12 protein-coding genes are annotated in these 21,065 nt (G+C 62.3%); 7 read left to right on the plus strand and 5 right to left on the minus strand.

Going from position 1 to position 21,065, the window contains the following annotated elements; translation table 11 throughout:
* Positions 1-184 precede the first annotated feature (184 nt).
* A complete protein-coding gene (locus OQE62_RS04840) occupies positions 185-1,006 on the plus strand; it encodes an SDR family NAD(P)-dependent oxidoreductase (protein ID WP_265720869.1) in 822 nt (273 codons plus the stop codon).
* A 169-nt stretch (positions 1,007-1,175) separates the two neighbouring features.
* Here the strand turns inward: OQE62_RS04840 and OQE62_RS04845 are convergent, their stop codons facing one another.
* On the minus strand, positions 1,176-2,726 hold the full coding sequence (locus OQE62_RS04845; RefSeq protein ID WP_265720870.1) for an MFS transporter: 1,551 nt from the start codon (positions 2,724-2,726) through the stop codon (positions 1,176-1,178).
* 272 nt (positions 2,727-2,998) lie between these two features.
* Between OQE62_RS04845 and OQE62_RS04850 the strand changes: the two genes are divergently transcribed.
* The 3 genes from OQE62_RS04850 to OQE62_RS04860 all read left to right on the plus strand — a co-directional run bounded on the left by OQE62_RS04850 (position 2,999) and on the right by OQE62_RS04860 (position 9,275).
* Complete coding sequence (locus OQE62_RS04850; RefSeq protein ID WP_265720871.1) at positions 2,999-4,819, plus strand: glycoside hydrolase family 13 protein; 1,821 nt, start codon at positions 2,999-3,001, stop codon at positions 4,817-4,819.
* 74 nt (positions 4,820-4,893) lie between these two features.
* Positions 4,894-7,332 (plus strand): glycoside hydrolase family 31 protein, encoded by a 2,439-nt coding sequence (locus OQE62_RS04855; RefSeq protein ID WP_265720872.1) that lies wholly within the window; start codon positions 4,894-4,896, stop codon positions 7,330-7,332.
* A 98-nt stretch (positions 7,333-7,430) separates the two neighbouring features.
* Positions 7,431-9,275 (plus strand): alpha-amylase family protein, encoded by a 1,845-nt coding sequence (locus tag OQE62_RS04860; RefSeq protein ID WP_265720873.1) that lies wholly within the window; start codon positions 7,431-7,433, stop codon positions 9,273-9,275.
* A gap of 60 nt (positions 9,276-9,335) precedes the next feature.
* Here the strand turns inward: OQE62_RS04860 and OQE62_RS04865 are convergent, their stop codons facing one another.
* From OQE62_RS04865 to OQE62_RS04880, 4 genes are all read right to left on the minus strand, one after another.
* A complete protein-coding gene (locus OQE62_RS04865; RefSeq protein WP_265720874.1) occupies positions 9,336-11,822 on the minus strand; it encodes a tetratricopeptide repeat protein in 2,487 nt (828 codons plus the stop codon).
* Positions 11,822-12,787, minus strand: coding sequence for a DUF6689 family protein (locus OQE62_RS04870; protein WP_265720875.1), 966 nt, complete (start codon positions 12,785-12,787; stop codon positions 11,822-11,824). The genes OQE62_RS04865 and OQE62_RS04870 overlap by 1 nt, the downstream gene beginning before the upstream one ends.
* A gap of 200 nt (positions 12,788-12,987) precedes the next feature.
* The gene (locus tag OQE62_RS04875; protein ID WP_265720876.1) at positions 12,988-14,982 is read right to left on the minus strand and encodes an alpha amylase C-terminal domain-containing protein; all 1,995 of its coding nucleotides are present in this window, start codon (positions 14,980-14,982) and stop codon (positions 12,988-12,990) included.
* Positions 14,983-15,170: 188 nt separating this feature from the next.
* The gene (locus OQE62_RS04880) at positions 15,171-16,823 is read right to left on the minus strand and encodes an alpha-amylase family glycosyl hydrolase (RefSeq protein ID WP_265720877.1); all 1,653 of its coding nucleotides are present in this window, start codon (positions 16,821-16,823) and stop codon (positions 15,171-15,173) included.
* Between the two features lie 222 nt (positions 16,824-17,045).
* Here OQE62_RS04880 and OQE62_RS04885 point away from each other — a divergent pair, with 222 nt between their 5' ends.
* The 3 genes from OQE62_RS04885 to OQE62_RS04895 all read left to right on the plus strand — a co-directional run bounded on the left by OQE62_RS04885 (position 17,046) and on the right by OQE62_RS04895 (position 20,978).
* Positions 17,046-17,873, plus strand: coding sequence for a DUF3014 domain-containing protein (locus OQE62_RS04885; protein ID WP_265720878.1), 828 nt, complete (start codon positions 17,046-17,048; stop codon positions 17,871-17,873).
* A gap of 156 nt (positions 17,874-18,029) precedes the next feature.
* Positions 18,030-18,869, plus strand: a complete 840-nt coding sequence (locus OQE62_RS04890; RefSeq protein ID WP_265720879.1) for a universal stress protein — start codon at positions 18,030-18,032, stop codon at positions 18,867-18,869.
* A 258-nt stretch (positions 18,870-19,127) separates the two neighbouring features.
* On the plus strand, positions 19,128-20,978 hold the full coding sequence (locus tag OQE62_RS04895) for a glycoside hydrolase family 13 protein (RefSeq protein WP_265720880.1): 1,851 nt from the start codon (positions 19,128-19,130) through the stop codon (positions 20,976-20,978).
* The last annotated feature ends 87 nt before the right edge of the window (positions 20,979-21,065 follow it).

The raw sequence follows: 21,065 nt of genomic DNA on the forward strand, positions 1-21,065 counted from the left end.
GTATGGTAACGTTTTCAGCGATATTCATCTCACCGGCGCGCCACTATTACTGCCACGACTCACCTCAATTGTAAACGTTTACATAAAATGGTAGCGTTCACACCAGTTAGGTTTTTCCTATTTGTTTTGTTGTCCCGGCGGGAGTTTTGCCGGGCAAATCGGCTGTACGGATAGAGATCGCAGTATGAAGAACAACAAGCTGGCGGTAGTCACTGGCGGTACTACCGGCATCGGCAGGGGTATAGCCCTGCACCTGGCCCGGGCGGGCTGGGATATCGCGGTAAACAACCTGCGCGACGACGTCGAAGCGCGGCAACTGGTAGCGGAAATCGAGTCACTGGGTCGCGAGGTTCTGTTTGCCCACTGCGATGTAGGTGACAGTAGAGAGGTAGACGCCTTTTACCGCCAGGTGGTGGAACACTTCAATCGGGTGCCCGAGCTGTTGGTAAACAACGCCGGCGTGCAGACCTGGGCACCGCTGCTGGAACTGTCCGAAGAGGACTGGGACAAGGTGATCCGCACCAATCTGAAGGGCTGCTTCCTCAATACCCAGCGCGCCGCGCGGCTGATGATCGAGAGCGGTGTGCGCGGCGCCATCGTCAATATCGGCTCCGGCTGCAACAAGCTCGCCTTCCCCAACCTCGTCGACTACGCCGCCAGCAAGGGCGGTATCGAAGTGTTCACCAAGACCTCGGCGGTCGAGCTGGGGGAATACGGTATCCGCGTCAACTGTGTGGCGCCGGGGGGTGTACTGACCGAGCGCACTGAACGCGAGGCCCCGGACTACGCCGGCAGCTGGGCGGCAATCACACCGCTGGGGCGCGTCGGCTACACCGAGGATATCGCGCGCGCCGTGGAATTCCTCGCCGACGAAAAGGCCTCATTTATCAGCGGCCAGACCCTCTGGGTAGATGGCGGCGCTTTCAGCAAGGCCAACTGGCCCTACCCTTCCAGGGAGGATGTCAGCGTCTCCGGCAGCACTTCCACCGTTTCCGCGCAGAGCTGATAGCGCACCCTCCCCCCGGCGGTACAACCCTGTTTCCGCCCCGGGCTGATCGCCTGCCGGGCGGGCTCCTACTGGCTGTATCCGGATCGAAACTTCGGCCGCTCCAAGACAGGGACCGCGGAGCGGCGCCCCCTCCCGACTCCCGAAAACTCGAGTGCGAGACGCCCCATCAGACAGCTTGCGGATCGGCCTCCAGCTGCTCACTCTCCGGCTGCGCCACCCGCAGTGCAGCCACCGCCGCCAACAGCCAACTGGCACCGCCGATCATCAGCGCATAGATCGCCTCACCGTCGAAGAACTGCTTGAGCAGAAAGCCGAGAATACTCGCCGCCAGAAGCTGTGGAATCACGATAAAGCCGTTGAAGATGCCCATGAAGACACCCATCTTGCGGTGCGGCACAGCACTGGACAGCATCGCGTAGGGCAGCGACAGGATCGACGCCCAGGCAAAACCGACCCCCACCATCGGCAGCAGCAGCCAACGCGGATCGGCGATAAAGAAGAAAGACAGAAGACCAACGGCACCCAGGCACAGGTTGATGCAGTGGGCCCCGCGCAGGCCGGTACGTTTCGCGATCAACGGAATCAACAGCGCCGCAATCGCGGCGAAGCCGTTGTAGGCGGCGAACAGGATACCCGCCCAGTCGGCGCCGTCGTTGTAGGCTTTTGAGGTCACATCGCTGCTGCCGAAGTGGAAGCTGCTCACCGCCGCGGTGGTATAGATCCACATCGCAAACAGCGCGAACCAGGAGAAGAACTGCACCAGCGCCAGCTGCTTCATTGCCACCGGCATGCGGTAGATATTGGACACTATCTCATCCAGCGCATTGAAGCGCCCTCTGCGCAGCCACTGGGCCAGCAACTGCAGCAGCCCCAGGCCGCCGATCAGGCCGCTAAAAATATACAGCTGCGGATCCAGCCCCCAGTGCCATACCGCCGCCGAAATCAGCGCGCCGGCAATGGTGAACCCCAGCCCCAGGGCCCGGTAGCGCGCGGGCGACGGCGCCGCCTCTTCCTCGCCCTCCTGCTCGGGTTCTGCCGCGGCGAAGTCATCCAGCTGCTGCGGGCTGTACTCGCGGGTCTTCAACACGCTCCATAGCACCGCCAGCAGAAACACTGCGCCGCCCACATAGAAAGACAGCTTCACCGAATCCGGAATCGCGCCCTCGGCCGCAGTGTTGGAGACACCGAACCAGTTGCTCAGCATCCACGGCAGCGCCGAGGCCACTACCGAACTGATGCCGATAAAAAAACTCTGCAGCGAATAGCCGAAGGCCCGCTGCTTCTGCGGCAGCATATCCCCCACCAGCGCACGGAAGGGTTCCATGGACACATTGATGGAGGCATCCATGACCCACAGCATGCCGGCGGCAATCCACAGGGTGGGCGAGTTGGGCATGAAGATGATGGCAATGGAGGACAGCACCGCCCCGGCCAGGAAGAAGGGACGGCGGCGCCCCAGCGGCGTCCAGGTGCGATCGCTGAAGTAGCCGATCACCGGCTGCACCAGCAGGCCGGTCAGCGGTGCGGCGATCCAGAGTACCGGGATATCCTCGATATCCGCCCCCAGAGTCTGGAAGATACGGCTGACATTGGCGTTCTGCAGCGCAAAACCGAACTGGATGCCGAGAAAGCCGAAACACATATTCCAGATCTGCCAGAAGCTGAGCTGGGGCTTCTGTCGCGGGGACGAAGGGGAAGCTGCTTGAGACTGAGACATGGGGATCACCGCTGAAACTGTTTATGGTTATCGGGCCATCCTGACACGGCGGTCCGGCGCGGCCATCCTCCCCCGAGGGGGTGGATGCTGCCAGCGCTCACTGCACTAACATGAAGCTGCCCTGAGCGGCGCTCGATCCCACAATAAATAAAGGCCCGGTCCGCACCATGATCCCGAACTCCCTTCGCCGCCCGACCCGCCGGCTATCAGCGGTCGATGGCACCATATTCTACCATGCTCGCAGAGTATGTAAGTACCTACTCGCAAGCCTGTTGACCTGCCTACCGCTGGCGGCCCCCGCCGAGTCCATCGACCGTGTCGAACCACCTTTCTGGTGGACGGGCATGGCCGAGGAAGAACTGCAGCTGATGGTCCACGGCCGCGATATCGCCGGCCTCGAACCGTCGGTCACCTACCCCGGGGTCACCCTGCTGGGAACCGAGACCACCGGCAACGACAACTACCTGTTCATCAACCTGCGCCTGGCGCCGGACACCGAGCCCGGTCGCCTGGAGATCGCCCTGCGCGACAGCGGCGAGGCGCGGGCGACAATCGAATACCCGCTGAAAGCGCGGGCTCCCGGTTCCGCCGACCGCCGCGGCTTCGATGCCACCGACGCCATCTACCTGGTCACCCCGGACCGCTTCGCCAACGGCGATACCGCCAACGACAGCACCGCCGACACCCTCGAGGAAGCGGACCGCGACAACCCCGGCGGCCGCCACGGCGGCGATATCGCCGGTATGCGCAAACACCTGGACTATATCGCCGATATGGGCTTTACCCAGGTGTGGCCCAACCCGCTGGTGGAAAATGACCAGCCGGCCTACTCCTACCACGGCTACTCCGCCACCGACTTCTACCGCGTGGACCCGCGCTTCGGCAGCAATGAAGATTTCCGCGAATTCGTCGACGCGGCCCGCAAACGGGGCATCGGCGTGATCCAGGACATGGTGCTCAACCATATCGGCAACGGCCACTGGTGGCTGCGCGACCTGCCCGCCGCGAGCTGGCTGAACGGCGACGGCACCGACAAGGGCGAGTACACACTCACCAACCACAGCCGCACCACACTGGTGGACCCGCACGCGAGTGACAGCGACCGCGCGGCCTTCGTACAGGGCTGGTTCGTGGACTCGATGCCGGACCTGAACCAACGCAACCCGCTGCTGGCCAACTACCTGGTCCAGAACAGCATCTGGTGGATCGAGTACGCCGGCCTGTCCGGTATCCGCGCCGACACCTACGCCTATTCCGACGGCGACTTCCTGCAGCAGTGGGCGGCACGCATCCACCGGGAGTACCCGGATTTCAATATCGTCGGCGAGGAGTGGACCCGCAACCCGGCGCTGGTGGCCCACTGGCAGCGCGGCGAAGGCGCACAGGTCAGCGGCGGCCGCCTGAAAAGCATGATGGACTTCCCGCTGCACTACGCACTGCGCGAGGGGCTGGCCGAGGAGGACAGCTGGGACAGCGGACTCACGACCCTGTACGAGTCCCTGGCCAACGACTTCCTCTACCCGCAGCCGCAGCAGCTGGTGATCTTCGGCGGCAACCACGACACCAGCCGCCTGTTCAGCCAGCTCAATGACGACCCCGCGCTGTTCAGGATGGCGATTGCCTACCTGGCCACGATGCGCGGCATCCCGCAGTTTTTCTACGGCGACGAAGTACTGATGGAAAGCCCAAAGGAACGCAACGACGGTATCGTGCGCAGTGACTTTCCCGGCGGCTGGGCCGGCGACGATAGCGATGCGTTTACCGGCAAAGGCCTGGGCGGGCACCAACAGCAGGCGCAGGAGACCGTGCGCAAATTGTTCCGGTGGCGCCGGCAGGCGCCGGTGATACACAGCGGCAGACTGAAGCACTTCTCGCCGCGGGAGAACACCTACGTTTATTTCCGCTACAACGATAAAGATGCCGTCATGGTGGCGATCAACAAGGGCAACGAACCCTATCGGCTGCCGCAGGCGCGCTTTGCGGAAGCGCTCGGTGACAGCACAGGGGGCGTCGACGTACTGACCGGCGAGCGCCATGCGCTGGAGCAACTGGAGATTCCGGCGCGGGATGTGCTGGTGCTGGAACTGGATTGATGGGCACCAATCGGGACGGAACCTGCAGGGTGCGCCCTGCGCACCCTGCAAAACAGACAAGATGTAAAAGAGCGATGACAAACCGAAATACCCTGCTGCGCGGTTTCGCGCTTGTTTTCCTGTTCTATACCGGCCTCGCCAGCGCCGGCGAAACACGCGAGTACCGGAGCCACCAGCTGGATTCGGGCGCACTGACCATCGCCCTCAGCGACGGCAGCGTTACCCTGACGCCACTCAACGACGCCGCACTGGAAGTGCACTACCAGCGCGACGGCCTGAAACAGCTGCCCTCCTTCGCCATCGATAGTGACCGGCCGCAGCGCACTGCCGCGGCAAAACTCACGGAGGGGCGGGACAGACTGGCCTACAGCCTGCCCGGCCTCACCGCCCTGATCCACAAATCCCCGTTCCGCATCGAATACCTCCGCCGCGGGCGGCTGCTGGTCGGTGAGGAAAGCGGCTTTTTCGGTACCGAAACCCTGCGCGGTTTCCGCTTCTCGCTACAGCCGCAGGAGAAACTGCTCGGCGGCGGCGAGCGGGTGCTGGGCATGGACCGCCGCGGCCAGCGCCTGCCGCTCTACAACAAGGCCCACTACGGCTACACCACCGAATCGAAGCAGATGTACTTCGGCCTGCCGGCGGTCATGAGCAGCAACAAATACCTGTTGCTGTTCGACAACAGCGCCAGCGGCGCCATGGACCTGGGCGCCGCTGAGGAGGACGTGTTGCAGTTCGAGGCCGCAGCCGGCCGCACCAGCTATATCGTCGTCTCCGGGGACAGCTACCCGGGGCTGATCGAACACTATGTCGACGTAACCGGCCGCCAACCGCTGCCACCGCGCTGGGCACTGGGCAATTTCGCCTCCCGCTTCGGCTACCGCACAGAGAAAGAAGTGCGGCATACGGTGGAGAAGTTCGCCGATGAGGATTTCCCGCTGGACGCGCTGGTGCTGGACCTCTACTGGTTCGGCCCCGATGTCAAAGGCCATATGGGCAACCTGGCCTGGGACAGGAACGCTTTTCCCGAGCCGGAGAAAATGCTGGCCGACCTGAAGGAGCGCGGTATCCAGACCATCCTGGTTACCGAACCCTTTGTGCTGACCAGCTCCAGACGCTGGGACCAGGCCGTGGCCGCAAACGCGCTGGCGAAAAACCTGGCCGGCGAGCCCAAGCGCTTCGACTTCTTTTTTGGCAACACCGGCCTGGTGGATGTATTTTCCGAAGACGGCCGCGACTGGTTCTGGAATATCTACGACGGCCTCTACCGGCAGGGCGTAGCCGGCTGGTGGGGCGACCTGGGCGAACCGGAAGTGCACCCGGCCGACACAGTGCACGCCATCGGCACCGCAGACGAAATCCACAATGCCTACGGCCACCGCTGGGCACAGCTACTGTTCGAGCGGCAGAAAGAAAACTATCCCGAGCGACGCCCGTTCATCATGATGCGCGCCGGTTTCGCCGGCTCCCAGCGTTACGGCATGATTCCCTGGACCGGCGACGTGGCCCGCGACTGGGGCGGTCTTAAGCCGCAGGTGGAGCTGTCGCTGCAGATGGGCCTGCTGGGTTTCGGCTACACCCACTCCGACCTGGGCGGCTTTGCCGGCGGCGAGGAATTCGATCGCGAGATGTATATCCGCTGGCTGCAGTACGGCGTCTTCCAACCGGTCTACCGCCCGCACGCACAGGAGGAGATTGCCCCGGAACCGGTATTCCACGACCGCAGGACCCGCGACATAGTCCGCGACTACATCAAGCTGCGCTACCGCCTGCTGCCCTACAACTACACCCTGGCCTTCGAAAACAGCCAGACCGGCATGCCGCTGATGCGCCCGCTGTTTTTCGAGAACGAAAAAGAGATCGAGCTGATCGATTACAAGGACGCCTACCTCTGGGGCGACGACTTCCTGGTGGCACCGGTAACCGACTCCGGCGTCACGGAGGTTACTGTAAAACTGCCCGGCGGCGTCTGGTTCGATTACTGGAGCGACGAGCCGTACAGCGGCGACACGGCACAGGTGGATGTGGACCTCGAAACCATCCCGGTACTGGTACGCGCCGGCGCCTTTATCCCGACCGTCGACCATCTCGACAATACCCGCGATTACTCCAGCGAAACACTGAACCTGGACTACTACGCCCACCCGACCGCGGCCAGCTCCAGCGGCCGCATCTACGAAGACGACGGCCAGACCGTCGACGCCTACGGCCGCGGCGAATACCAGATGCTCGAGTTCAACGCCGAGCGCAGCGCCGATGGAATCGACTTCAGCTTTACCAGCGAGGGCGACGGCTACGATGGCGCACCGGAAGAACGCCATATTCGCCTGAATATCCACAACTGGAAACCGGCTCCGGCAAGCGTTTCCGTCGACGGACAGCAACTCCGGATACTGGAGCGCGAAAGCGATTTCGAGAAAGCCACCCGAGGCGCCTGGCTGGAAAAATCCAGCGGGCAGTTGCATATCAAATTCAACTGGCGCGGCAGGCCGCTGGAGCTGGCCGTCCGGCATTGAATACAGGCCGTAGGATGGGCAAAGGAGCGCAGCGACGCGCCCATCCTACAAAACGCACCGCACTGCCGTAGGAGCAGAATTCAAGGGCACAATTACCAATGAAGAAATTTCCCCCCCTGATCGCCGCCTTGCTTACCATCGCCACCGGTTGCACTGAAAAAGCCACCGAAGCTGCCGAGCTGGAGCCCGGCACGCCCGGCGAAAAACCGATCATCTACCAGACCCTGCCGCGCCTGTTCGGCAACACCAACCCCGCCAACAAACCCTGGGGCACCATCGAAGAGAACGGCACGGGCAAGTTCAACGATTTCACGCCGGAAGTGCTCGCCGATATCCGCGAGCTGGGGGCCAATTACATCTGGTATACCGGCTCGCTGCATCACGCATTGGTAGGCGACTACACCCAATACGGTATCAGTAACGACGACCCGGACGTGATCAAGGGCCGCGCCGGCTCCCCCTATGCGATCAAGGATTACTACAGCGTCAACCCGGACCTGGCAGAAGACCCGGCAAAGCGCCTGGATGAATTCCGCGCGCTGATTCGGCGCAGCCACGCGCAGGGCCTCAAGGTCATCATCGATATCGTCCCCAACCATGTGGCCCGCGCCTACGAATCACTCGACAAACCGGAGGGGGTTCGGGATTTCGGTGCCACCGACGATACCTCGCTCACCTACGCCCGCGACAACAGTTTCTACTACGTGGTCGGCGAGGACTTCAAAGTGCCCGAGAGCGACGACTATCGGCCGCTGGGCGGCGAGCCGCACCCGCTGGCGGACGGCGAGTTCGAGGAGAGCCCGGCCAAGTGGACCGGCAACGGCGCCCGCGCGGCGCAACCGGACATTGACGACTGGTACGAGACGGTCAAGATCAATTTCGGCGTGCGTCCGGACGGCAGCAAGGACTTCCCGGAACTGTCTGCGGCGTTCGCGCAGAAAGATTACCGGGTGCACGCCGAATTCTGGTCGGACAAGGATGTACCGGACTCCTGGGAAAAACTCCGCGATATCACCCACTACTGGCTCGATTTCGGCGTCGACGGATTCCGCTACGATATGGCCGGCATGGTGCCGGTGGAGTTCTGGAGCTACCTGAACTCCTCCATCAAGATGGAGAAGCCGGACACCCTGTTGCTGGCCGAGATCTATACGCCCGAGCGCTACCGCGACTATATCCGGCAGGGCAAGATGGATTACCTCTACGACAAGGTGGGCAGCTACGATGCCATCCGCGCAGTACTGGAAGGCGAGGGTAGTACTGACACGGTCGCGGAGGTCCAGCGGAGCCTGCAGGATATCGCCCCGCATATGCTGCGCTTTATGGAAAACCACGATGAACAGCGCATCGCCAGCCCGGAGTTCGCCGGCAGCGCCGGGGCCGGCAAACCGGCGATGCTGGTTTCCGCCACCGTGTCCGCCGCCCCCACGCTGGTCTACTTCGGCCAGGAACTGGGCGAGCCGGCACGCCGGGACGCCGGCTTCGGCAAGGCCAGCCGCACCACCATTTTCGATTACTGGTCGGTACCGAGTGTACGCCGCTGGCTGCAGGGAGAATCCACCGCGGAGGAAAAGCAACTGCGCGACTTTTACAGTCGCCTTCTGAATTTTTCCGCCTCGAGCAGCGCCCTGCGCGGTCAATACTTCGACCTGCACCGCTACAACCGCGAGCACAGCGACGGCTACGGCGGGCAACAATTCGCCTTTGCCCGCTGGGCCGGCGACGAAAAGCTGATGGTGATCGCCAACTTCGGCGACAGGGAAAAGGCTCTGACACTGCGGTTGCCGCCGGCGCTGATGCAGCAGTGGCAACTCGAAGAAGGTCGTTACGCGCTGACGGATCAGCTGGACACAGCGACCGCAGAGTTATTGTTCGATGAAGAAGAGGGGAAAATCGAGCTGAGGCTGGCGCCGCAGTCGGGACATATTTTCCGGCTGCAATAGAGCCGGGACCTTTACGAAAACAACACTCAAACAATCGCCTGCGGTGCGGGCTCTACGGGGTCAGTGATTGAGTGCCAGCCGCTGCGGCAGCGGATTGCGGGCGCGGAATGCGGCCCGGTCTTCGTCGGCGACCTGTTCCAGCAGGTTGCTGTAGAAACGGTTGGCGCTGGCCCGGGCGGCCAGGTCGGCACGGCCCCGGTGCTGGGACAGCAGGAAGTCCAGGTGCTCGAAGATATAGCTACGCCAGTAGCCGTCCACTTTCTTCAGTAGCGGCCGTGCCACCGACAGGCTCTGCTGTAGCCCGCTCCAGTCGCCGCGCTGCCGCTGGCGGCGGCACTGCACTTCCAGCCAGCGCAACTGCTCCACGGGGTAATCCTCCCACTGCACCTCTTCCAGCGCCGCCTGCCCGTCCAGGCCCAGCTCCACCGCGGCGATGCGCGCGCGCAGCCCCAGCCGGTGCGGCACTTCCGGGCCCAATAGCGGATCTAGCTCCCCATGGATTTTTTCCGCGCGCTGAGATTCGCCCCTTTCCCGGGCCAGTTGCAGGCGCAACAACTTTTCCGCCACCCGCTGCTCGACACTGCCGTATTCGGCCAGGGGCTTCGCCAGTTCTGTCAGTTGTCGCTCGGCCCGCTGCAACTGCCCCAGGGCCAGGGACAGCTCGGCGCGCCAGAGATCAAACTCGACGATGCCGCGCCTGTCTCCGCGGCTGTGCATGAATTCGCTCACCGAGTCCCATTTTTCCGACGCGGACCTGAAGCGTCCCTGCAGAAATGCCAACCGGCCCAGATAGGCGCGAATGACGATTTCGTAATCTTCCAGGTTTTCCCGCCGGGCCAGTTTCTCGCCGGTCCGCAGGGCCCGGTAGGCTTCCGGCCAGTTGCCACGCTGCAGTTCCAGCTGGGCGATATTCTGCCGCACCTCCACTTCGCCCATGGGGTCGTGGGCTTTTGCAAAATTTTCCCGGGCGCTGCGCCAGTAGACCATGGAGTGGTCGTAGTCGGACAGCAGGAAGTAGATGAAGCCCACGTTGTTCTGGCTCTCGGCGCGCAGCCAGATATCGTCCAGGCGCATGCGGATGGAGAGCGCGCTGCGATAGCGCTCCAGTGCATCGCGATAGTGGCCGCGCTCCTCCGCCAGCAGGCCCATCTGGTTGTAGATTTCGCTCTGTGCCTTTTCGTCCCCAAGGTCCCCGGCCAGGGCCAGCGCCTCGCCCAGTTTCCGTTCCGCGGCCTCGCCCTCACCGCGCATGCTGTGCAGTGTGGCGAGATTGCCGAGGCTGGTAACCTGGCCGCGCCTGTCGCCCTCGGCGCGTCGCTGTTCCAGGCCCCGGACGTAGTAGTCCCGCGCCTGCTGCAACTGGCCCAGGCGCTGGTGGGCCACGCCGTAGGCGTTCAGCACATCGCCACGACCGGACAGGTCGCGCAGGCGCTCGTGGGCTTCCAGTGCCCGCGGCAGGTATTCGTCCAGCGCCCGCTGGCCGCGGCCGGATACGATGGCGGCCTTGGACAGCTCCAGCCAGGCGCGGGCATGTTTCGGGTCCAGCACCACCACCTTCTGCAACTCCACCAGCGCCTCTTCGAACAGGCCCTGCTCCATCTGCAGTGCGGCCAGCTCCATGCGCGCGCGTGTACGGCCGGGAAAGGTCTCGATCAAGCGGTGCAGGAAGGTTTCCGCCGCGTCGGCATCCCCCCGCCAGCGGGCGGACAGGGCCTGGGCCCAATAGGCGGTCGCGGAATCCGGGCGGCTGGCTGCGACGGTGTGCTGCAGGCTGGCTTCGGCTTCCGCGGTATCCCCCTGATCACTGGCGATACGGGCCCGCAGTAGCCAGCCGGGCCCGTAGTCGGGCTGGGATCGCACCAGTTGGTCGGCAGCGTCGCGCGCCCTCTGTAGCTGCCCCAGTCGATAGGCCTCTTTTGCGCTGGCGAAGCGCTGGGCGTCTGCAGTCCACAGGGGCACCTCCCGTCCGGAGGTGCCATCGATCTGCAACGCGTCCCCCACCAGGGTGCCGGCCCGCTGGAAGAATGCGGGCAGCGCGTCCGCTGCCAGCCGCTGGTCCGCCAGGGTCTGCGCGGCGCGATTCGGCGCGTGCAGGCTGCGCAGCTTCAATACAACCCGGTAGTTGTCCCGCACTGGGAAAACCCGGGCCGCGAGCAGGTAGTCGGCCCCCATCAGTCGGGCGACCTTTGCCGCCTGGCGATCGTCCGCTCCCGGATAGGTCTGCTGGAACAACTGCAGCGCCCTGTTCACATCGCCGGGTTGCAACACCCGGATTTTCCGCAGATCCCGCAGCGACTGGTTCAACAGTAGCTGCCCGCCGTCTTCCAACCAGTCGGTATCGCCCGACAGGCCGGACAACTTCACCGGCAACACCGCGAGAGCGTGCGCAGCGCCCGCGGATGGCGGCTGCGGTGCCGCCGAATCCCGGGTACCGAACAGCCCCAGCAGCACGACGGCGGTGAGCGCAGAGAAAGTCATCACCAGTCCGCGACGGATGTCGTCACGCGCGAACCGGTCCCCGCCGGTTATCTCGCTCTTCTCGGACATCAGTCGGGAAGCTCCAGGCTGAAGATCAGGGTTTGTGCCGACGCGCTGAGTTCGCCGGCGACATTGTCGATATCGCGGCTGGAGCGCCAGATATTGGGAATCCAGTAACCACTGTTCCTGTCGATGATGGCCAGTGCGGACTCCAGCCTCCGCACGGCCTCGGCATCGTCTTCGAAGGCCCAGGCGCCCTTCGCATAGACCACTTTCAGGTAGAGACTCCAGTATATCCAGGCCGGCATCTGGCTGCGGAATTCGTGCAGCTTGTCTTGCAGCCGGTAAAATTTGCCGGCGATCACGGTATCTGTCTCCCGCTTGTCCTCCACTACCAGGAACTCGGAAAACTTGCCCCGCCGGCCGCGACAGCGATAGCTGCCAGAGCCGACATAGGTGGTGATATCGCGGAAGTCCTCGCCCTCGGAGGCGGCAAACAGGCGCAGCCTTGTGCCCGGTTCGTACTCCAGGTTGTGGGTGTGTAGCTCCAGCTCCACGGTATCGGTGAAGGTGAGGCCGCCGACCGGCTCTATCCCGATCAGCATCGGGAATTCGGCCGGGGGCAACACCCGGGTGCCAGGCGGCAGACGATGTAGCAGGCTGGGTTCGACAGGATCGAACCGGTCGACGGAGAGACCGATATTCTGTTCGGTCAGCCCGAATACCTGGTCGAAGGTAATCAGCAGATCGGACTCTATATCGCCGGGCAGGGAGAGAAAGGCGATCACCTGGTTGCCGTCGATCTCCAACTCCACCAGGCCCAACAGGCCCACGTCCAATACCAGATTATCGAGATTGAGGTCGATCAGCCCGGTATTGATTTCGATTTTCGTTTTTCTGAGCAGATCCAGCAGACCCGCACTGGCACCGGCGGCCAGCAGTAACAGCAGCAGTCCGCCCAGCAGCCGCGCCTTCAGCGATACCCTCGTAGCCCGGCGGGATCCATTTCTCCCGGTTTTGCGATATCGCAACATCTCCGTGCCCTCGTTTTTATCTTTACGGAGAGGCTAGTAGTACAGAGGCTCGGGTGCTGGCGAGGTGCAAAGCTGACCGGGAATTTCCGCTAAAAAATGTGATCTGCTCGGCAGGCATGTCGCAGGAGTTATCTTGTTGTCTCTCGCCCGGAGGGAATTCCGCGCCGAAAAAAGCGGCGCGGAAAGGGAAGGCGGGGCGGTTATTCGGTTTCAAGCGAATAGGTCATGGCCGTGTCGTCCACGGTAACACGGTAGCTGCCATTTACAACGGTGGGGATATCGACACCGGCCCGGTCCAGGATGCCATCTCCGTCGCTGTCCCCGTAGTTTTCTGTCCAGTCGCCGTACACATCGAATTTGAAGCGCTGATCCTCGCTGCCGTCGAAGCTCACTATCGCTTCCCAGGTGTTGTCCGCCACCAGTGTCATCGCAGTGCTGCCCCAGCTGTTGGCTGTGCCGCGGAAGTGAAGTGAGGGCAGGTTGGATTGCAGGGTGCCGCAATCCGATATGCAGGCCAGGCTGTAGGTCAGGGTCCGGTCGTTGACCTCCACGCGATAGGTACCACTGATCGGTGTATGGATATCGCCGCCGCCCTGCTCCAGGATGCCGTCGCCATCGCTATCGCCGTAATTCCAGCTCCAGTCACCCTCCACATCAAACTTGAAACGCTGTTCACTGCTGCCGTCAAACACCACCGTCGTACGCCAGGTGTTATCCGCCACCAGATCCATTGCCGTGGTGCCCCAGTTATTGGGCGTACCGCGGAAATAGAGCTGCGGGAAGTTCTGCGCGATGCAGTCGCTGCAAGGCGCTGCGGGGGCACCGCCGTGAATCGCGGCGGCACTGTTGGCGGCCACACTGAATTGTGCGTAACCATCGGCTCCCACGCTGATTACATCGCCGCTGCAGGGCTCGTCCCCGTCCAGGACATTGCAGTAGGCCCCGGCGGGCAGGCCGGTGTACAGGTTCTGCTCCAGGCTGCCGCTCTCGTTGTTGATCACGACGAACCCCTTCTGTCCGCGGCTGAAGGCGATCTGGTTATCGCCGTTGTCCCACCAGTTCTGCAGCGGGGTGCCATCCACATGGTTGCGAAAACCGACCATATTGGCGATGTTGCCCCAGCGGTGCTGGCAGACCCAGGCGCTGTTGCCACAGTCCTGCGGGCCACTGGCGGGCGGGCCGATCTCCGTATCGCTGAAGGCATAGCCGGACATAATTTTCGGGTAACCGTAGGGATGTGCCAGCATGAAAATATTGGCGAGGTTGTACCTGGCCCCGTCCTTATAGGTAAGGTTTCCGCCACCGCCGTGGCCACGCTCGCGGTCGTGGTTGTCGATGAAGTTCACCGCTTTCCCGGAGCCGAGAAGCCCCCAGGATTCACCAATTGTCTCCAGGTATTTGATCTGGCCGTTGAAGTTGCCAGCAACATCGGTACCGTATTTGAATTCCGTGACCCGGCCAAGGTGGGTGTAGTTTGCGGGCTGGATTTCGGCCGCTTCCCCGGCCGCGCCGATCACCTCGGAAAAAACCCAGGGGTTGCCGGCCGCGCCGAGGATGACATCGAGGTCGGTGGGGCTCATATGCTTGACCGCATCGATACGGAATCCATCCACGCCCATGTTCGACAGCTTGTTGAAATAGGCCGCCAGGGTGTCGCGCACATAACCGGAACCGGTATCCAGGTCCGGCAGGCCGCTGAGGCGGCAATTCCAGACGTTGCCGGCATCACCGTAATCAGTGATATCACAGCCGGCGTGGTAATCCGCGGGGGAGAATTCCGGGTGGTTGGTCAGGCTCCAGGGCGTGCCGCCCCAGCCGGTACCGCCGCTGTTGTGGGCGGCGGTGTGATTGATTACCGCATCTGCATACACCTTGACACCGGCGGCGTGGCAACGCTGGATCATGCTGGCCAGTTCCGACTCGGTGCCGCTGCGACTGCTGAGGTTGGTGTAGGTTACCGGCTGGTAGCGGGCCCACCAGGTATCGTGACTAATATGCTCCTGGGGCGGCGATATCTGAACTGCGTCGTAACCTTTGGGGCCGAGAAAATTTTCGCACTCGCTGGCGATATCGTTCCAGCGCCATTCGAACAGGTGCACAAACGCTGTGCCGGCGGAGAGATTGTTACTGGCGAGCGCGCCGATCACCATGGCCGCGCCCGCAAACCAGTTGCTGGTCTGGGTCTGTGGTTTCATCGCTGTTTCCCGTTATTGTTATTTAGGAACTTTCAACTGCCGGCCGGACAGCTTGCCGGGCAGCGCGGGAACAGCTTAAGGAAAGGGACAAATCCCCGGCATCCACCCGCTGTGGGGCGTAGCAAATTCAAGCGCCAGAAAATCCCCCGCCCGATGGCGGGGGATCCGCCGGGAGACGGGAAGATGGTCTATTCGGCCGGCGCCAGGAGCACCAGTCCGGAGGGCGTATCCAGGCTTACGCGACCGCCCTCGACGACCGCCGTTTTGCCGGAATAGAAATCCTCCAACCGCGCCCCTTCGGCAAAGGTATCGCCCACGGCAATGGATTTTTCGCCGCGCCCGCTGTCGACAGCAACCACCACCGGGGATTCACCGTCCAGCGTGCGGGCAAAGGTATAGGGCTTGTCGGCGATCTTACTGTGTACACCGGCACCCACCGCCGGATGCTCTCGGCGGAACTGGCCCAGCTTCTGCCAGTGGGCCAGCAGCTCGCGGGTCTGCGGCTTTTCCAGATCCTGCCAGTTCATCGGGCTGCGCAGCTGGGCGTCGCCGTTGGCGGATGCGGTCAGGGGGCGGCCCAGTTCGTCGCCGTAGTAGATTTGCGCGGCGCCGGGGGCCAGCATCAGCTTGAACGCGGCCTCCCGCGCATGCTCGCGCTCGCGGTCGAAGGAGTGCATGTCGTCGTGCGAAGTCAGGTAGTTGAGCACGCTGACGCCATCGAGCGCACCGCCGTGCAGGCTGTCCGAGTAGCTGGAGAAGATACTTTCCATATCTTCGCCGGCGCGCTGGACCAGGTCGAAGTTGATCAGGCTGTCGAAGCCGTAGTCGAAGAAATCCACTCGGCGATCGCCGAAGTCGTACTCGCGGCCCTCGCTCGCTCCGAAATCGTTGATGCCGTAGCCATAGACTTCACCGACCATATAAAAATCGCGATCGTCGAGCTTTTTATCGGGGTTTTCCGCTTTCCACTGTGCCAGCGCATGACTTGCCTCTTTCTTGAGTTCCGCCCAGGCCCGCGGCTCCACATGCTTGGTGGTATCCACGCGGAAGCCGTCCACACCGTATTCCCACACCCAGTCGGTCGTCCACTTGATCAGGTAGTATCTCGGCGTGCGCGGATAGCCGGTGCGCTCGAAAAATGTATCCAGTTCCGCCCGCTCCTGTGCCAGGCGCCCCTCTTCGCGCCATTTTTCAACCAGTTGCGGCGGCAGCGATACCGGCTCTTCACTCTCTGTGCGGATATCCGGCAGGTTCTCCACCAGAGTGCAGCGCACTGTGCCGGCGAATCCGGTCCAGTCGCAGACCGGTCCGGGCCTGACCCAGGACTCGGGCCACAGCGGATCCTTTTCGGTCACCGGGCCGGTGTGGTTGATGACCACATCCAGTAGCACCCGGATTCCACGGCGGTGGGCGGTATCGATCAGTTCGGCCAGGTCGGCCTCAGTGCCGAAGTTCCTGTCGACTCCAGTCCAGTCACGGGGCCAGTAGCCGTGGTAGGGATAGGTGAGGCCCGTGCCCTCGTCGGTGGCGCCTTCAATCTGTTCGTATACCGGCGACATCCACAGGGCGTCCACGCCCAGGTCACTGAAGTAGCCCTCCTCGAGCTTGTCGATCACGCCGCGCAGGTCGCCGCCGGTGAAACTGCGCAGCCGGGCTCCGTCGCGCCCGCGGCCGTAGCTGAGGTCGTTGTCCGGATCGCCGTTGCGAAAGCGGTCCGGCAACATGAAATAGATGGTGGCATTGGACCAGAAACTGTCGCCGGGCTGTGGATCGGCAACGGTGGTGTCGGTACAGGCGCTGATTCCCAGCATGGCAATCAGGCTCGCGGCGATGCGTTTCATTTTATTCTCTCGACATACTTTCACGGTTTCTCGAGCAGACAACTCTACCAGCGGCCGCGCCGTCCACATCCTCCAGGCCGGGGGCGTAGCGCGACTGCCGGGTCAATACGATTGCATTATGCCGGTGTCTACCATACAAAGAGAGGCGGCGGGAACTTTCCCAACGAGAAGTCCATCACAGTACACTATCGAACAGCCTATTCAGATCAAGGAGAGCTGGGGATGTCGGAACAACAATCGAATCGCGGCTGGATCATCGGCCTGGCAGTCATCGCCATCATCGCCATTGCCGCCTACTTTATCCTGTCCGCGGACAAGGCGCCCGAGCCGGCGCCGCCGGTGGCGGTCGAAGAGCCGGAGCAGGCGGAGGAGCCGGCACCGGACCTGGAACCCGCACCCGCCGAACCGGAACCCGCCCCCGCGGAGCCAGCCCCGGAACCGGAGCGCGAGCTGCCGCCGCTGAACGACAGCGACGAGACCTTCCGCGGCGACCTGCTGAGCCTGGCACCGGACGGCGCCCTGGGTCGCTGGCTGGTTTCCGACGAACTGCTGCGCAAATGGGTGGCCGCCGTCAACGCCGCCTCCAGCGGCCAGATGATGGCCAAGAACCGCCCCTATAACTCGCCCAGAGGGGAGCTGGCGGTCGATGAGGAAGGGGCCACCGGAATGGTGCTGTCGGAGGAAAACTACCGTCGCTACGACACGCCCGTGCGCCTGTTTGCCGCCATGGATACCGACACCGCCATCGATCTCTACCAGTTCTGGTACCCGCGCCTGCGGGAGGCCTTCGGCGAACTGGGAATGCGGGATAAAAAATTCCACAACGTGCTGCTGAAAGCCATCGACCAGGCCCTGGCCGCCTCCGATGTAGACGAGCCCATCCAGTTGGTGCGCCCGTCGGTCTACTACAAATTTGCCGACCCCAAGCTGGAGCGGTTGCCCGGGGTGCACAAACTGATGATCCGCATGGGGCCGGACAATGCGGCGCGGGTGAAGGAAAAACTGAAGGAACTGAAAGCAGAACTGGAACAGATAACACCGGAAAGCTGAACTCCGAAAACAGACACGGAGGTGTGTTAATCTACCCCTGCCGGCTGCAGCCGGCCGAGGGGTATGCGCGGCTGGCGCGGCCGGGGACTGGCTCGTTCGATGGTAGTTTCCGAACCATCGGGCGTGCATCAGGGAATTCCCAGCTGAGGAGAGAAAATGCAAGCCGAGCAGAAAACCATCTTTGTCGTCGTCGACCCCAACGATGAAAAGCACGTAGCCCTGGAACGGGCCCTCACCACCGCCAGACTGCGCAACCCCCAACCCAGGTTGGTCATTTTTGTCGCCGTGGACGGCGAGGCCGTCGACACCCGCGCAAGCAACGACCACCTGTTTCGCGACGAGTTCTGGTTCCGCGACCAGATCCGCACCCCGCTAGAGGAAGCCGGCCTGGATTACGAGCTGCAGGTGTGCTGGTCCAGCGACTGGCAGGGCGCGATCATACAGGAGTCCAAGCGCTACAGTGCCGAACTGGTCTACCTGCCGGTACACGCCAAGACCAGCCGTCGATTTACATTCACAGAATCCAAATGGCAGGTGCTGAAACAGGCCAGGTGCCCGGTGGTACTGATTCGCCCCGGCGCCAAGGACAACCGCAAGGTGGTGCTGGCCACAGTCAACTACCAGGCACAGAAAGCCGGGCAGCGGGAACTCAACCGCCTGATCAGTTCACAGGCCAACTATTTCGCCGAGCGCTACGATGCGGAGCTGCACCTGGTGAACGCCTACCTGGATTCCATGCTCTACCCGGACCGCGGCGCCCTGGCCAAGCTGGCGGACAAGACCGGCGTCCCCACCCACCGCATTCACGTCAAGCAGGGCTATACCAACGAAGTGGTGGCGGACATAGCCAGCGAAATCGACGCGGACCTGGTGGTGATGGGCACCCTCAACCAGTACGGCGCCACCGGCTCGCTGCTGCGGGGCAACACCGCCGAGCGGGTGATCGGCTCGCTGGATACGGATGTTATGGTCTGTAACGAGTTTAGCCACGCCTAATCGACTGAGCTGCAAGCCAACCGGCCGCCGGCCCTGTCCGGCGGCCACCCCCCACCCTACTCCCCACAAGGGGCTGACGCGGTAGTCGGCCTACCATTGGATACTGGAAAACTATCGTCACCGGTACCTCTGGAGGTCAGCACCGTGAGAACCGCAACCCCGCTCGGCATTTATTTGCCGCCGAAACCCCGCCCCTGCACAACTCCCGCACCCTTGTAAGTTGTACATTGACACAGGCTGATACAAGAGAAGCTCAACATGAAGAATATTAACCGGCTTGCGACAATCGCCCTGTCCTCCGCGATGCTCAGTGGCCCCACGGTTTCCAGCGCCCAGGACGGCGAGGAATTCGTGCCGCAATGGGCGAAGCGGGCCGTCTGGTACCAGATTTTCCCCGAACGCTTCCGCAATGGCGACCCTTCCAACGACCCGAAAATGAAGGATATTCTCGGCGCCGATCCGCAGGAGCCGCCCAGGGAATGGCAGATTCACCCTTGGGGTAGCGACTGGTACCGGTTGCAACCCTACGAACAAGCCAATGACGAGCGGGAACTCTGGAAGCACCTGTTGCGGCGCCGCTATGGCGGCGACCTTCAGGGAATCATCGATCAGCTCGACTATGTGAGCGACCTAGGCATCAATGCCATTTACCTGAATCCCGTCTTCGACTCGCCGTCGCTGCATAAGTACGACGGCGCCAGCTACCACCATATCGACCCCAATTTCGGGCCGGACCCCGAAGGCGACCGGAAATTGATGGCCGAGGAGAACCCGCAGGATCCTTCCAGCTGGGTCTGGACCAGGGCCGATGAACTGGCGCTGAAGCTGATTGACGAAGCCCATGAACGCGGTATCAGGATCATATTCGACGGCGTATTCAATCATATGGGCACCAATAGTTTTGCCTTCCAGAACCTGCTCGAGTACCAGGAAGAGTCGCCCTACAAAGACTGGTTTACGGTCGAGTCCTTCCGCAATGAACGCAAGGGGACGAAATTCAGGTACTCCGGCTGGTTCGGCGTGGAGTCCCTGCCCGAGTTCAAGGAGGATGAAAACGGCCTGGTAGAGGGACCGAGAAACTATGTATTTGCCGCTACCCGGCGCTGGATGAACCCGATGGGCAAGGGTGTCGGGCACGGCATTGACGGCTGGCGGCTGGATGTCGCCTACGACGTTCACCACAATTTCTGGAAGGCCTGGCGCAACCACGTAAAATCGATCAATCCCGAGGCCTATCTGACCGCAGAGATCGTCGACGAGCCGGAAACAGTAAAACCCTACTTCCAGGGCGACGAATTCGACGGCGAGATGAATTACAACTTTGCCTTCGCCGCTGCCGAGTTCTTCTTCAATCCCACAGACACAGACATCAGCGTCAGCGAGTTCAACCGGAAACTGGCGGATCTCCGGGGGCTCTATCCACAGGGCGTGGCTTACGTCGTGCAGAACCTGTTTGGAAGCCACGACGCCAACCGGATTGGCTCGCATATCGTCAATCGCGGAATCGGCAACTTCCGGGACTGGGGGGATTACTTTACCAAGTCACAGGTTACCAACAACCCCGACTACTCTGTGCGCAAACCCAACCGGCATGAGATTCAGTTGCAAAAACTCTTTGCCATCTTCCAGATGACCTACGTGGGCGCGCCGATGATCTACTACGGCGACGAAGTGGGCATGTGGGGTGCAAATGACCCGGATTCACGCAAACCGATGATCTGGTCCGATATCGAGTATGAAGACGAAGTCTACATGCCCGACGGCAGTACGCGATCCCCCGACAAAGTGGCTGTCAATACGGGTCTGCTATCCCACTACCGGGCTTTGATTCGGGTTCGCAACCGAAATCCGGCGCTGCAACTGGGTGATTTCGAGCCGGTACTGATCGACGATGAGCGCCAGCTCTACGGCTATCAGCGCACCTATCGCGACAACCGGGCCCTGGTCATACTGAACAACTCCCCCCGGGAAAAGGCCGTTTCGACAGCAATACTGGGAGACTCGCGCTGGCGCGATGTACTGAATGAAAAGGGACAGGCTTTCGACCACCAGCCCAACGATATGGCAATCGATGCACGGGATGGACTGATCCTGATCAGGGAGCGGTAGCCCGGTCCGGCCTGTTTGAAACAGCCGCTTGATGGCGAAGAGATGGTTCGATCCTGAATAGAAGTGCAGCTGTCATTTTCGCAATCC

This window comes from Microbulbifer halophilus (assembly GCF_026183675.1).
Classification (GTDB): Bacteria; Pseudomonadota; Gammaproteobacteria; order Pseudomonadales; family Cellvibrionaceae; genus Microbulbifer; species Microbulbifer halophilus.

Coding starts and splice junctions, on each gene's coding strand:
- OQE62_RS04855 (WP_265720872.1), top strand. CDS start 4,894: ATGACAAACCGAAATACCCTGCTGCGCGGTTTCGCGCTTGTTTTCCTG.
- OQE62_RS04890 (WP_265720879.1), top strand. CDS start 18,030: ATGCAAGCCGAGCAGAAAACCATCTTTGTCGTCGTCGACCCCAACGAT.
- OQE62_RS04840 (WP_265720869.1), top strand. CDS start 185: ATGAAGAACAACAAGCTGGCGGTAGTCACTGGCGGTACTACCGGCATC.
- OQE62_RS04865 (WP_265720874.1), bottom strand. CDS start 11,822: ATGTCCGAGAAGAGCGAGATAACCGGCGGGGACCGGTTCGCGCGTGAC.
- OQE62_RS04860 (WP_265720873.1), top strand. CDS start 7,431: ATGAAGAAATTTCCCCCCCTGATCGCCGCCTTGCTTACCATCGCCACC.
- OQE62_RS04880 (WP_265720877.1), bottom strand. CDS start 16,823: ATGAAACGCATCGCCGCGAGCCTGATTGCCATGCTGGGAATCAGCGCC.
- OQE62_RS04895 (WP_265720880.1), top strand. CDS start 19,128: ATGAAGAATATTAACCGGCTTGCGACAATCGCCCTGTCCTCCGCGATG.
- OQE62_RS04885 (WP_265720878.1), top strand. CDS start 17,046: ATGTCGGAACAACAATCGAATCGCGGCTGGATCATCGGCCTGGCAGTC.
- OQE62_RS04875 (WP_265720876.1), bottom strand. CDS start 14,982: ATGAAACCACAGACCCAGACCAGCAACTGGTTTGCGGGCGCGGCCATG.
- OQE62_RS04870 (WP_265720875.1), bottom strand. CDS start 12,787: ATGTTGCGATATCGCAAAACCGGGAGAAATGGATCCCGCCGGGCTACG.
- OQE62_RS04845 (WP_265720870.1), bottom strand. CDS start 2,726: ATGTCTCAGTCTCAAGCAGCTTCCCCTTCGTCCCCGCGACAGAAGCCC.